The sequence below is a fragment of the Caballeronia sp. KNU42 genome (assembly GCF_053760385.1).
Genome location: NZ_CM132389.1, coordinates 435,911 through 449,232, shown reverse-complemented (window position 1 = coordinate 449,232; position 13,322 = coordinate 435,911). Strand labels below are relative to the sequence as shown.

The 13,322-nt window shown below is 60.3% G+C and carries 9 protein-coding genes; 4 read left to right on the top strand and 5 right to left on the bottom strand.

Annotation, left to right across the window (positions count from 1 at the left end):
• Positions 1-67 precede the first annotated feature (67 nt).
• Together tam and ACSOSP_RS21140 are read right to left on the bottom strand one after the other, a co-directional pair.
• Positions 68-838 carry a trans-aconitate 2-methyltransferase gene (gene tam / locus ACSOSP_RS21145; RefSeq protein ID WP_455312880.1) on the bottom strand — a complete coding sequence of 257 codons (771 nt, stop codon included), beginning with the start codon at positions 836-838 and terminating at the stop codon, positions 68-70.
• Positions 839-1,084: 246 nt separating this feature from the next.
• Positions 1,085-3,373 (bottom strand): aconitate hydratase, encoded by a 2,289-nt coding sequence (locus ACSOSP_RS21140; RefSeq protein ID WP_455312879.1) that lies wholly within the window; start codon positions 3,371-3,373, stop codon positions 1,085-1,087.
• Between the two features lie 101 nt (positions 3,374-3,474).
• Here ACSOSP_RS21140 and ACSOSP_RS21135 point away from each other — a divergent pair, with 101 nt between their 5' ends.
• Positions 3,475-4,380, top strand: coding sequence for a LysR substrate-binding domain-containing protein (locus ACSOSP_RS21135; RefSeq protein ID WP_455312878.1), 906 nt, complete (start codon positions 3,475-3,477; stop codon positions 4,378-4,380).
• A gap of 1,049 nt (positions 4,381-5,429) precedes the next feature.
• Here the strand turns inward: ACSOSP_RS21135 and ACSOSP_RS21130 are convergent.
• Positions 5,430-7,748, bottom strand: coding sequence for an FdhF/YdeP family oxidoreductase (locus tag ACSOSP_RS21130; protein WP_455312877.1), 2,319 nt, complete (start codon positions 7,746-7,748; stop codon positions 5,430-5,432).
• A gap of 159 nt (positions 7,749-7,907) precedes the next feature.
• Here ACSOSP_RS21130 and ACSOSP_RS21125 point away from each other — a divergent pair, with 159 nt between their 5' ends.
• The 3 genes from ACSOSP_RS21125 (at position 7,908) to ACSOSP_RS21115 (ending at position 11,799) form a co-directional block, all read left to right on the top strand.
• A complete protein-coding gene (locus ACSOSP_RS21125; protein WP_455312876.1) occupies positions 7,908-9,338 on the top strand; it encodes an aminotransferase-like domain-containing protein in 1,431 nt (476 codons plus the stop codon).
• A gap of 39 nt (positions 9,339-9,377) precedes the next feature.
• Positions 9,378-9,686: an ArsR family transcriptional regulator gene (locus tag ACSOSP_RS21120; RefSeq protein ID WP_455312875.1), complete on the top strand. Its 309-nt coding sequence runs from the start codon at positions 9,378-9,380 to the stop codon at positions 9,684-9,686.
• Between the two features lie 412 nt (positions 9,687-10,098).
• Positions 10,099-11,799: a methyl-accepting chemotaxis protein gene (locus ACSOSP_RS21115; protein WP_455312874.1), complete on the top strand. Its 1,701-nt coding sequence runs from the start codon at positions 10,099-10,101 to the stop codon at positions 11,797-11,799.
• Positions 11,800-11,949: 150 nt separating this feature from the next.
• Here the strand turns inward: ACSOSP_RS21115 and ACSOSP_RS21110 are convergent, their stop codons facing one another.
• A complete protein-coding gene (locus ACSOSP_RS21110) occupies positions 11,950-12,459 on the bottom strand; it encodes a DUF1993 domain-containing protein (protein ID WP_455312873.1) in 510 nt (169 codons plus the stop codon).
• 283 nt (positions 12,460-12,742) lie between these two features.
• The gene (locus tag ACSOSP_RS21105; RefSeq protein WP_455312872.1) at positions 12,743-13,213 is read right to left on the bottom strand and encodes a cupin domain-containing protein; all 471 of its coding nucleotides are present in this window, start codon (positions 13,211-13,213) and stop codon (positions 12,743-12,745) included.
• Positions 13,214-13,322 lie beyond the last annotated feature (109 nt).

Below are 13,322 nucleotides of genomic sequence, written 5' to 3'. Positions count from 1 at the left end.
CCTGGGTTTGCGCCGATGGGGCACGCGATCTGCCGGCGCGACCCAAGCGTCAATTCCAGTGCCGGCCCTAGCGGACGGCGATCACGAATAACCGTGGAAACGGCAGCAGAACCGTTCCGTCCGGTAACGCCGGATAAGCCAGTCCGACCGCTGCCTTATAACGTTCCAGGAACGTCAGCCGTTCATCTTCAGTAAGCGGTTCCAGAAACGGCCGCAGGCCACTTCCCTTGAACCACTCGACGACCGCGTCCGCGCCACCCGCCAGCGCATGATGGTAAGTAGTCCGCCAGACATCGGGCTTCGCGCCGCAGGAGCGAAGCAGTTCGAAATACCATGCTGGGCTTGCCATCGGTGTCCGGGCCTTTGCAACCTCGGACAGTTTGCTCGCCCAAGGGCCGTCGGCCGCAACCTCACGCATCAGCCGATGGGCGGGCTCTTCCAGATTGTCCGGCATCTGAACCGCGAGACTGCCGCCAGGCGAAAGCTTCGCGACGAGAGCGGGAAACAGGCTGGCGTGATCGGGCAACCACTGGAACACCGCGTTGGCGAGGATCACATCGAACGGGCCGGGGGCATTCCATGCCTTGATATCGGCGATATCGAAGTGAACTTGCGGCAGCCGCTTGCGGGCAGCTTCGATCATGTCCGGTGAGCTGTCGAATCCGCTCGCTGTAGCGGCGGGAAAACGCGCCATGAGCGCTTCGGTGGAATTGCCGGGACCACATCCTAGGTCCACGACCGTGCGCGCATCGATGTCCGGAACGGCAGCGAGCAGATCGCGTATGGGACGATTACGCTCGTTTTCGAAGGTTACATACTGCTTGGCAGACCAGCTCATTGTGTAAGGCCTCAATAGATGAATGACAGCGCAATGCGGTTCTGACGGGTTTTATAAGCCGGAAACCGCAGGCGTGAATGTTCAGGCTTCTGCGCGATTTGACTAAGGTACAACATGAGGGCAACCGCTCGCAGGTTCTTTTCTGGTGAGCATGGGTTGCCCGTCATGAGGATTGCGAGCCGCCGCGCGCTGTCGGGGGGATGCTCCAGTCGCGGCGACTTGCATTCGGAAAGCCAGCACTCCGTACTATGCTGCCGACTCGTGCAGAACGTTCAGTGCGGACCCTGCGCGGAACCACTGCAACTGAGGGTCGCTATACGAGTGCTTGAGCCACACGGTTTCACTGCGTCCATCCGCGTGGTTGATACGGCACTCGACCGGTTCTCCCGGCGCCAGACGGTCAAGCGCGAGCAAGTCGATCCGGTCATCGGCCAGGATCCGGTCGTAGTCGTCCGAATCGACGAATGTCAGTGCAAGCAGGCCTTGCTTCTTCAGGTTCGACTCATGAATGCGAGCGAAGCTGCGGGCAATGACCGCCGCGCCACCCAGAAGCCGTGGTGACAACGCCGCATGCTCGCGGCTGCTGCCTTCGCCGTAATTCGCATCACCGATCACCACCCACGGTTGCGCCGCCGCCCGATACTGACGGGCCGCTTGCGCAGGCGTGAGACCACCTTCACCCGTGAAACTATTCGTCGTCTTGCCGATTTCGCCCGTATAAGTGTTGGTCGCGCCGTTGAGCAGGTTGTCGCTGAATTTATCCAGATGTCCACGAAAACGCAGCCATGGACCGGCGGGCGAGATGTGATCGGTCGTCGTCTTGCCGCGAGTTTTCAGCACGACCGGCATCCCGGTGTAGTCGTGCCCATCCCATGCTGCCCACGGCTTCATCAACTGGATGCGCTCGCTGACTGGGTCGACGCTCAGCGTGATATCGCGGCCATCCGCGGGCGGCGCGACGTAGGTCGTGCGACCGGGCGCGAAGCGGGTCGGCGGCACTTCGGGTGCGGGCTTCGGCGCTGTGAGCATGAACGGCTTGCCGTCCGCGCCGGTGAGCGAGTCCGTGGCCGGATTGAACGACAGCCGGCCTGCCAGCGCGAGCGCTGTCACTATTTCCGGACTGGCGATCAGGTTCATGGTCGCCGGCGAGCCGTCGTTGCGACGCGGAAAGTTGCGGTTATATGACGTGACGATGGCGTTCGGCGCAGCCGTCGCGCGCGGGTCGCGATGCCATTGGCCGATGCAAGGACCGCACGCGTTTGCGAGCACGGTGCCGCCGAGCGCTTCGAGTTCATCGAGCTGGCCATCGCGAGCAATCGTCGCGCGGACCTGTTCCGAACCCGGTGTCACGAGGAACGGGACGACTGCCTTCAACCCATGGGCGCGAGCTTGCGCGGCGACATCGGCGGCGCGGCTCATGTCCTCGTAAGACGAGTTCGTGCAACTGCCGATGAGCGCGGCGGAAATGGCTTCGGGAATCGTGTTGCCGGCGCTTTTAAGTTCGGCCGCGAGTTGCGAAAGCGGTCGTGCACGATCGGGCGAATGTGGTCCCACAATGTACGGTTCCAGCGCGGACAGGTCGATGCGGATCACGCAATCGTAGTAGCGCTCCGGGTCGGCTTCGACTGCTGCATCCGGTTCGAACAAAGCGGACGTGTATTGCCTGATCAACGGCGCGAGGTCGCCACGGCCCGTTGCGTTGAGGTAGGTAAGCATGTGTTCATCGGCGGGGAACATGGACGTTGTTGCACCGAGTTCCGCGCCCATGTTGGTGATGGTCGCCTTGCCGGTTGCGCTGATGGTGCGTGCACCGGGGCCGATGTATTCGACGATAGCGTTAGTCGCGCCGGACACCGTGAGCTGGCCTGCCACGTTGAGGATGACGTCCTTGGGCGCGGTCCAGCCGTTCAAGGAGCCGGTCAGGTACACGGCAATATGCTTTGGATAAAGCACTTCCCACGGCAGGCCGGCGATGGTCTCTACGGCATCCGCACCGCCGACACCCACCGCGCAGGCGCCCAGTCCACCGGCGTTCGGCGTGTGCGAATCGGTGCCGATGATCAACGCGCCCGGGAATGCGTAGTTTTCCAGAACGACCTGGTGGATGATACCGGCGCCCGGTTCCCAGAAGCCCGCACCGTATTTGGCTGCGGCGCTGCGCAGGAAATCGTAGACCTCGCTGTTTTCCAGCACCGATACCCGCAGGTCCGAAGCGCCGTCAACCCGGGCCTGGATCAGGTGGTCGCAGTGGATGCTGGTCGGGACGGCCACGCGTTCGCGCAGCGTTTGCATGAACTGCAGCATGCCGGTTTGCCCGAGCACGTCCTGGAACACGACACGGTCGGGGCGTAGTTTGAGGTAGCTGCGGCCGGGGATGAGTTCCTGATCGCCGGGGTTGTCGAGATGACCGAGCAGCACTTTATCGGCGAGTGTGAGCGGCTTGTCGAGACGGCGACGCACGATTTCGAGTTTGCGCGCCATCTCGGGATAGAGGCGCGCGGCCATTGCAACGGGGGAGTCGTCAAGAGCGGACATGGTGGTTTCCTCTGCGGGAAGGGGTGTGGGGTGCCGCCAGTTTGCGCATCGGCGATGTCTGCGTAAAATGAATTTATTATTCCGATTGGTTCATTTTTCTTATGAAAATCGACATCCTTGGTGTTCAGGCGTTTGTTGCCATCGCCGATAAAGGCAGCTTTCAGAACGCTGCCGACTCGTTGCATGTCACGCAGACGGCGATTACGCAGCGCTTGCGCAAGCTCGAGGACTTTCTGGGTGTGACGCTGGTTGAGCGCACGACGCGTTCGATTGCGCTCAGCCTGATCGGCCGGGATTTCCTGCCGCAAGCGCGGCGTCTGCTGGAGGAGTTGGGGGACGCGTTGCTGGAGATACGCGAGACGGGTAAGGCCGAGCGTGGAGATGTATCGATTGCATGCGTGCCTACGGTCGGGGTTCAGTATTTGCCGCGCATCATGCAGGAGTATTCGGCGCGGTATCCGAATAACCGGATCAAGATCCTGGATCATGCGTCGTCGGCGGTGGCTGATGCGGTGCTGCGCCGCGAAGCGGAGTTTGGTATCAATATTGCGGGCGCGCATCATCCCGAACTTGTGACGATGCCGTTGCTTGAAGACCAGTATGTTTTGATCTGTCACGAGGATCATCCGTTGGCCAAGCGCCGCCGGGTGGCGTGGAAGCAATTGCTGCCGTACCCGCTGATATTCGCGGGACAGGTCAGCGGCAATCGTGCTTTGCTGGATACGGCGCTGGGCGCCAATGGGTTGGGGTTGCAGTCGTTCTACGAAGTGCAGCGGAGTTCGACCGCGGTCGGGCTGGTGGCCGAGCGTATTGCTGCGGCAGTGGTGCCGAGGCTTGCTGTGCAAAAGGGGGCGTATCCAAATATCCGCACGATTGAACTTGTGGATCCGGTGGTGTCGCGTGCGCTGGTGCTGGTGGTTCGAAAGACCGCGCGACTGTCGCCGGCCGCGCAAGCGCTTTACGACATGATCAAGGGGAGGGGTGCTCGCGCCGGTGGACGGGGTTGATGGTGGTGGGGGGAAGGTTGTGGGGGTAGGGGGCGGGGGTGATGCTGGGGTGCCAGATTCTAGCGTTAGCGGTTTGAGTCAATGCCGGGTTGCTGCTTTCACGGTTAGTGGTCTGCGTGCGTTGGCTCATTTCTTTATCACTATTAGCCACTGCGCGTGGCGGCGCGTCGTTTCTTTGTCCAAAGCGACAAAGAAACGAAGCAAAGAAAGCGCTTTCAAAACGAGGGCTCGTAAGTTGACCTAGCGTGCAGTTTGCGCGTTTTTGGCACCCCAAAAGCACGGTGCTCGCAAGAGCGACGGATGTGTGAAACCCTCCTTCTCCGAACACCGATACCCACACGCTTCGCCACCAGTGACTGAACCTGCCCAAGGGGCACCCCGCGCTATCCGCGAAAAACCGACCACCGAATTTGTACGGATTACGAACCACATAGCCAACCCGCCAACAAACAAAGCCTTAAAAATATGCGAGGCCCAAACCAACGCAACCGCGGTCTAGCCCAGGTAATCAACCCACAAAAATGAAGCAGCTATACACTTGATGCCGTGAGCGTGACCAACGCAAATAATCATCCGGACCGCGTAACCGACACATTCGGAAATGAGGCAAAAAATGCGCGTGAGGCCGTGCGGGTTTCCTTGGCAAGTGTGCTTGCCCGAGAGCGTACGGGGCGAAGCGTGTGCGTGTAAGAATTCGCGAGAAGGAGGGGTTCAAACATCGGTTGCTCTTGCGAGCACCGTGCTTTTGGGGTGCCAAAAACGCACAAAAGTGCACGCTAGGTCAACTTACGAGCCCGCGTTTTGAAAGCGCTTTCTTTGCTTCGTTTCTTTGTCGCTTTGGACAAAGAAATGACGCGCCGCCACGCGCAGTGGCTAATAGTGATAAAGAAAATAGCTCACTCACGCAGACCCCTAACCCCGAAAGCAGCAACCCGGCAACGACTCCGACCGCTAACGCTAGAACCTGGCACCCCAGCACTGACCCCGACCCCACCCCCCCATCCAACCAAAACCCGTCCACCGGCGCGAGCGAAAAAAACACCCTCGATTCAAGCAGCTTCCAGCTGCTGCACAGCCGACGCACACAACAACACCGGAATAGACTTCGACGTAGGCGTCCCCGCGCCATCGGCAACACTCGACAACGGCACAAGCGGATTCGTCTCCGGATAATACGCACCCAGACAACCACGCGGAATGTCATACGCCACAAGCAGGAAACTGTCAGCCCGCCGGGTGATGCCGTCATCCCAAACGCTAGTGATATCCACCCGTTGACCTGCTTCAAACCCCAGCATCTCGATGTCGAGCTGATTCGCAAACAACACCCTCCGCTGACCATACACACCGCGATACCGGTCATCGAGACCATAGATCGTCGTGTTGTACTGATCGTGTGAGCGGGTGGTCATGAGCGTCATCAACCGCTCGCCATGGATCGTCCGGGCACGATGAATCGGGGTATCGAATTGAATGCCGTGCACCAAAAACTGCGCCTTGCCGCTAGGCGTAATCCACACCCGATCACGCGACGCCACACCCAGATGAAACCCGCCCGGATGCTTGAGCCGCTCGTTATAGTTCTCGAACCCGGGGATCACTTTCTCAATGCCGTCGCGAATCAGCGCATAGTCGTTCGCGTGCGCGAGCCAGTCCACCTTCGCGCTGCCGAGCGTAGCCAGCGCCATGCGCGCGACGATCGCAATCTCCGACAACAAATTCGCCGAAGCAGGGCGGTTCATGCCGTACGAAATGTGCACCATGCTCATGGAGTCTTCCACGCTCACGCCTTGCGCCACGCCATTCTGCATGTCGATTTCAGTGCGGCCAAGCGTCGGCAGGATCAGCGCATCGCGGCCGTGAATCAGGTGGCTGCGGTTCAGCTTCGTCGTGATATGCACGGTCAGCTCGCATGAGCGCATCGCTTCCCACACGCGAGGCGTATCCGGCGTCGCAATCGAAAAATTGCCCCCCAGCCCGATAAACACTTTCAACTTGCCGGCGAGCATCGCTTCAATCGATTGCACGACGTCGTAGCCATGTTCAAGCGGCGGCTCGAAGTCGTACGCAGCACCGAGGCGTTCGAGGAACGCTTGCGTAGGCTGCTCTTCAATACCGACCGTGCGGTCGCCCTGCACGTTCGAATGCCCGCGCACGGGGCACAGTCCCGCACCGAGCCGGCCGATGTTCCCGCGCATCATCATCAGGTTCGACAGGAGTTGCACGGTCGGCACGGAATTCTTGTGCTGCGTCAGGCCCATGCCCCACGTCGAAATCACGGCACGGCCGCGTGCGTAGATATCGGCGAGTTGCAGGACTTCATCTTTCGGCACGCCCGATTCCGCGACGATCGCATCCCAGCTTTCCGCGCGCAGGTCCTCGGCGAAGGCATCGAAACCGACCGTATGCTCAGCAATAAACGCGATATCGAGTACCCGCGGCAAGCCTTCCGCCAGCGCTGCATCGTCCAGTTCGATCACGCGTTTCGCCACGCCCTTGATCAACGCGAAATCCCCGCCAATCTTCGGGCGGATGAACACCGAACTGATCTTCGTGCTGCCGCCCGTGAGCATCTCGACCGGATGCTGCGGACTCGCGAAGCGCTCAAGACCGCGTTCACGCAGCGGGTTGATCGAGACGATCGTCGCACCGCGCTTCGCGCATTCGCGCAGTTCTCCCAGCATGCGCGGATGGTTCGTCGCCGGATTCTGGCCGAAGAGCAGCAGGGTATCCGCGTGCTCGAAATCCTCCAGCGTGACGGTTCCCTTGCCGACGCCCACGGTTCCCGGCAAACCCCGGCTCGTGGCTTCGTGGCACATGTTCGAACAGTCGGGGAAGTTGTTGGTGCCGTACATGCGCACGAACAACTGATACAGGAAGGCGGCTTCGTTGCTCGCGCGGCCCGACGTATAGAAGGCGGCGCGGTCGGGGTCATCGAGGCGGTTCAGGTGCTCCGCGATCAGCGCGAACGCGTCGTCCCACGCAATCGGCACGTAGCGGTCACGCGCGGCATCGTAGACCAGCGGATCGGTCAGGCGGCCATGCTGTTCAAGCTCGTAATCCGACTGCGCCATCAACTGTTCGACGGTATGTTCTTCGAAGAACGCCGGTGTGACGCGCTTGCTGGTGGACTCGGCGGCCACGGCTTTTACGCCGTTCTCGCAGAATTCGAACGTAGACGCGTGCTCGCGATCCGGCCACGCGCAGCCGGGGCAATCGAAACCGTCAGGCTGGTTCTGGCCGAACAGCGTGCGGTAATTTCCGCCCGAGACCTTCTCCTTGAGGAGATTGAGGGCGACATACTTGAGCGCGCCCCAGCCGGCTGCAGGGTGCGTGTACGGTTCAATGCGAGGTTCGGGTTTTTTCACAGTGCCTGCCGCGGATTCATGAGGGTTTCACCAATGATCCAAGACTACTGTGTTCCAAATATGACGCGGTATACAGAAAAATAGATAAACGAGGAGTACAGTTGACGCCTCCCCGGGCCTCATGCCTGTTCCTCCTCCTCTTTTGCCTATCCACCCACCGTGACGCTTTACGAAAAACTGGCGGCCGAGATCGAGGAAGCCGTGCGGCGCGGGGTGTTCGCCGTGGGCGAGCGTGTGCCGTCGGTGCGTCAGGCGAGCGCCCAGCAGGGCGTCAGCATCAAGACGGTCCTGCATGCCTACGCGCTGCTGGAAAGCCGCGGCGTGCTGGAAACCCGCCCGCAGTCGGGCTACTTCGTGCGCGAACTGCCGGCGCCACAGGCGGTCAGTCCGGTTGCCTCGCAGCCACCGCCGGTGGCATCGAAAGTCGATGTCAGCCGCCTCGTCCTGTCCACGCTTCGCTCCATCCGCTCACACGACGCCATGCCGCTGGGGTCGCCCTATCCGGATCCGTCGCTGTTCCCGTGGCGTCGCATCAACCAGTTGGCCAACGCCATCGCGCGGCGGCATTCAAGCTGGAACCTGATGGACGACCTGCCGCCCGGCAATCCTGAACTGATCCGTCAGATCGCGCGGCGTTACGCGGAGAACGGTGTGCCCGTCGATCCCGGCGAGATCGTCATCACCGTTGGCGCTACCGAGGCGATCAACCTGAGCCTGCAGGCCGTGGCGAAACCGGGAGACACCGTCGCGGTCGAGTCGCCAACCTATTACGCGATGCTCCACGCCATCGAGCGCCTCGGCATGCGGGCGATTGAAGTGCCGACGCATCCGGCTGAAGGCATCGACATCGACGCACTCGCGGTCATCATTCGCGAGCACCGGATCGCCGCCTGCATGGTCATGCCGAACTTCCAGAATCCCCTCGGTTTCGTGATGTCGGACGCCAACAAGGAGCGGCTTGTCGGCCTGCTCGCCGCGCATGAAATCCCGGTGATTGAAAACGATGTGTACCAGGAGTTGTACTACGGCGAAGCCCGTCCGTCGGCGCTCAAGAACTTCGATAAAAAGGGCCTCGTGCTGCATTGCGCGTCGTTTTCGAAGAGCTTGACGGCGTCTTACCGGATCGGCTGGGCGATGCCCGGGCGCTATCGCCGCGAGGTGGAAAAACTCAAGTTCCTGAACACGCTGACCACGCCCTCTGTGCCGCAGGTCGCGGTGGCCGACTACCTTCGCCAGGGCGGTTACGACCGTCATTTGCGGCATGTGCGCAAGGTGTACCGGCAGCAGGCGCGGCTCATGATTGCAATGGTCACGCGCTTCTTCCCCGCCGGCACGCACATGTCGACGCCCGTGGGAGGCTATGTGCTGTGGGTCCAGTTACCCGGCAATGTCGACTCCATGGATCTCTATGAAACAGCGCTCGCGCTCGGGATCACGATCGGGCCGGGCACCATGTTTTCATCGCGCGATGCTTTCCGTCATTTCATCCGGCTCAACTACAGTTATCCCTGGAGCACGCAGACGGAAGCCGCGGTGAAGACGCTGGGTGAACTGGTGGCCGGCATGGCGCGCGACGGAATCAGAGACTAATCAGCGACCAATTAGAGACTAAAGACAGGGACCCAAAACATGGACGATGAAATCGATCCGGCAATGATCGCGATCCTCGCGCAGTTATGGCGGGCGGCGCAGGAGACACCCGGGCGGGCGTGGTCGCTCGCGAAGTTATCGAAGCAATCGGGTGTGCCGATGAGCAGCCTGATTCGTCATCTGACCGCGCTGTCGGACGCGGCTTTGCTGGATCGCGCCAATCCGGATAACCCGGACTCCGATGGTGAAAACACGCCGAATACGCCCACGGCTGCGTTGAGCGAAGCGGGCCGCGAGCTATGCGCGCAATTATTCGCCCAGGCGCCCCCGGAGATCGATAGATTCTGAACGATCGTGCGCCCGCACGAGCGCTATTGGCTGGCAATTGGAAATCAATCGAAATATTACGTAAGTTTTTGCGGTTCCAATAGTGTAAATGACAAGTCATTGTAAGGATTTTCGAATTATTTTGCGCGTAGGGTGATTAAGTGAAATTTACTTGGAAACAGAAAACTCAGGGTAGAAATGACCAAAGTCAGCTTATTTTTCGAACTGAAGGTGTTATTTTTACAAAAACCTCAAGTATCCAGGTGGCTTCTCTCTCCACTACGTCAAAAAATTACTTAACAAAATCAACTACTTAAAAAATTCACCTTATTCTTCATATGTTTTCGGCCCAATGTGGGAAACTGAAAGGTTGTTTCAGGAAATCGTGATTGCTCCGTAATTGTGTTCATTGTTGATCACACTGGAGCATGAGATGAATTTGAGTAACTTCAAGATAGGCACCCGGCTTGGCGCGGGTTTCGCGGCAATTCTGCTGTTGTTATGCACGGTTGGCGGGTTGACGCTTTGGCAGGCGTCGCACATCTATGCCGGCACGTTGGAACTGGGCAACGACTGGCTTCCCAGCGTGCAGGCTGCAGGCAGAATGCAAGCGTATGCGAACGATGCGCGTCGCACGTCGTTGCGCTCGATCCTGGCGGTCGACCCGAAGGAAAAGCAGGAACAGCGCGCAGCGCACGACGCTGCCGTGGTGAAGCTTCAGGAAGTTTTCACGAAATACGAGAAGCTCGTGTCATCGCCTGAAGAGCAACAAATCTTCGACAACATCAAAAGCGGGTGGGCGCGTTACGCGGCTATCGACGCTAAAGTGCTCGACCTGGCCGACAAGGGCGACGCCGGATTCAACGACGCCCGTGCGCTCTCGAGCGGCGACGCCGGCACCGCGTTCAACGACATGCTCAAGCTGATCGAAGCGGATATCGAGCTCAACCGCACCGGTGCGGAACAGGAAGTCGCACGCGCGGCATCGACATATGACAATGCCATGATAAGCACGGGCTTCTTGATCGCTGTCGCGGTGTTTGCGGGCATTGCGATCGGCTGGCTGATCACGCGCTCCATTACCGCTCCAATCAGGCGCGCTGTCGTGATTGCCGAGACCGTCGCATTGGGCGACCTGACGGCGAACATCGAGGTATCGGGCAAGGACGAAACCAGTCAGTTGCTGGCCGCGATGCGTCACATGAACGAGCGGCTGGTCGATGTAGTGGGCCGGGTGCGCAGTAGCAGCGACAGCATTGCCACCGGTTCCGCGCAGATTGCGGCAGGCAACACGGATCTCAGCCAGCGCACGGAAGAACAGGCGGCTTCGCTGGAAGAAACCGCGGCGAGCATGGAGCAGCTGACCGCGACGGTCAAGCAGAATGCGGAGAATGCGCTGCAAGGTAATTCGCTGGCTGCCAACGCGTCGGAGACGGCTGTGCGCGGAGGCGAGGTGGTCAATCGCGTGGTCCAGACGATGAGCGAAATTTCCAGCAGCTCGGAACAGGTGGCCCAGATCATCACGGTGATCGAAGGCATTGCATTCCAGACGAACATCCTTGCGCTGAACGCGGCAGTTGAAGCGGCGCGTGCGGGTGAGCAGGGCCGCGGGTTTGCGGTGGTGGCAGGCGAAGTGCGGACGCTGGCTCAGCGCAGCGCGTCGGCGGCCAAGGAGATCAAGGACCTGATCAGCGCGTCGGTGCAGCGGGTGAATGTGGGCTCGCAGCTGGTTGACGAAGCCGGACGCACGATGGGCGAAGTGGTTCAGTCGGTCAAACGCGTGACGGACCTGATGGGTGAGATCAGCGCGGCGTCGGGTGAACAGCACACCGGCATCGAACAGGTCAATCAGGCGGTCGGGCAGATGGATGAGGTGACGCAGCAGAACGCGGCGCTGGTTGAAGAAGCGTCCGCCGCCGCGCAGTCGATGGCGGCTCAGTCAGGCACCTTGCGCGAGCTTGTCTCGGTGTTCCGGATCAGTGCTTCCGATCCGGTTGCACAGACCTTCACGCCGGTGAAAGCGACCTCGGCAGTTACGCGTCCGGCGAGCAAGACCAAGCCTGCGAAACGGCCGGCTGCTGCGCCCCGGGTTGCGCCGGTCGTCGGCAAGGATCCGGAATGGCAGACCTTCTGAGCGTTTGAAGCGGGAAGCTTGAAGCGGGAAGTTTGAAGGTTGAAATCAAGCCGGCTGCAACGGACTGTGTCGCGTCCTTAGCAGCCGGCTTGATGCATTTGCGCTCGATGCATCTGGCTCGATGCATCTGGCTCGATGCATCTGGATCGATCAATAAGCGCCCATGTAGTCGCGCTTGCCGATATCCACGCCGTTGTGGCGCAGGATTGCATACGCGGTCGTCACGTGAAAGAAGAACTGGGGCAGGCCATAGTGTTGCAGATAGGCGCTGCCGGCCAGCTTCTTCTCTTTCGGCGTACCCGGGCGCAGCACGATTTCCTTGTTTTCGCTGCCTTCGAATTGCGCTGCATCGAGCGTGCCGATGTAAGCCAGTGCCTTCGCCACCAGTGCTTGCAGATCGGCGAACGTGACTTCGGTATCGGCCCACGACGGCACGTCCACGCCGGCCAGGCGCGAGCTCACGCCTTTGCTGAAGTCAGCGGCGATCTGTACCTGGCGCACCAGCGGAAACATGTCCGGGAACAGGCGTGCTTGCAGCAGCGCGTTCGGGTCGATGTTCTTCTCTGTCGCGTGCGTTTCCGCTTTCCTGAGCACGTCGGACAGGGCGGTGAGCATCTGCTTGAAAACCGGGACGGACGTGCTGTACATGGAGATGGTCATGATCACTCTTTCAGTCGATGGGGGTTGCCGGCGCGAATAAGACCGCGGCGGTTTGTTTGTCTTGTTTAGTCTCGGGACAGTTCCGGATGGGTGATCGAACCGGCTAGCCACGCGCTTACCCATGCGGCAAGCATCAAGCGACGCAGGTCGCCTCGGAGCAAAACCGCGTGGCTTAGCCGGAGCGCTGCACCCAGCCCGGTGCCGGGCACGATTATAAGCGCGCCGTGACCAATGCCGGGTTGGCGTCGGCCCGCGCAGGTAACCCGGCATTAACGCAGAACCGCTAACGCAGAACCTGCCCATCCGGCAACAACCTGATCCCAAAGCGCGGCGCAGCTTCACGCATGCGCCCGATATCTTCGGGCAACGGCGCAACAGGCGTGACCGGTCCTGCCTGTGCGTCGGCGCAAGCGTCGACGAAGTCATCGAATCCGGCGGGAGTGCAGACGAGCAAATACCGCGACGGCAAGTCGGTATTGTTGGCCAGCCGATGCGCAACGTTTCGCGGCAGCAAGGCTGTTTCGCCCGGATGCACGCTGACAAGCTTTCCATCGACCGTAACGTCGACCACCCCCTCAAGCACAACGATCGTTTCCTCCTCGCGCTCATGCATGTGCAGTGGCGTAGCCCGGTTCGGCGGCCCGAAAAATTCCATCATGCAGAACGCGCCGCCGGTCTCCTTCCCGGACATCAGCAAACGCATCCGCGTACCGGCAAAGTTATATTCCGGCGGGTTGGTGTTCAATACAAACATGGCATTCCTCGACAGATCATGGGCTTGGGCGATCACTATAAATCGATGATCTTTCGAGAAAAAGATGCGTCGATGCCGTAACATTCACGGCAACATGCCGTGAATCCAT

What these genes read in the sequence shown, in the direction of transcription:
- tam (WP_455312880.1), bottom strand. Translation starts at nt 838, where the DNA reads ATGAGCTGGTCTGCCAAGCAGTATGTAACCTTCGAAAACGAGCGTAAT.
- ACSOSP_RS21140 (WP_455312879.1), bottom strand. Translation starts at nt 3,373, where the DNA reads ATGTCCGCTCTTGACGACTCCCCCGTTGCAATGGCCGCGCGCCTCTAT.
- ACSOSP_RS21135 (WP_455312878.1), top strand. Translation starts at nt 3,475, where the DNA reads ATGAAAATCGACATCCTTGGTGTTCAGGCGTTTGTTGCCATCGCCGAT.
- ACSOSP_RS21120 (WP_455312875.1), top strand. Translation starts at nt 9,378, where the DNA reads ATGGACGATGAAATCGATCCGGCAATGATCGCGATCCTCGCGCAGTTA.
- ACSOSP_RS21115 (WP_455312874.1), top strand. Translation starts at nt 10,099, where the DNA reads ATGAATTTGAGTAACTTCAAGATAGGCACCCGGCTTGGCGCGGGTTTC.
- ACSOSP_RS21110 (WP_455312873.1), bottom strand. Translation starts at nt 12,459, where the DNA reads ATGACCATCTCCATGTACAGCACGTCCGTCCCGGTTTTCAAGCAGATG.
- ACSOSP_RS21105 (WP_455312872.1), bottom strand. Translation starts at nt 13,213, where the DNA reads ATGTTTGTATTGAACACCAACCCGCCGGAATATAACTTTGCCGGTACG.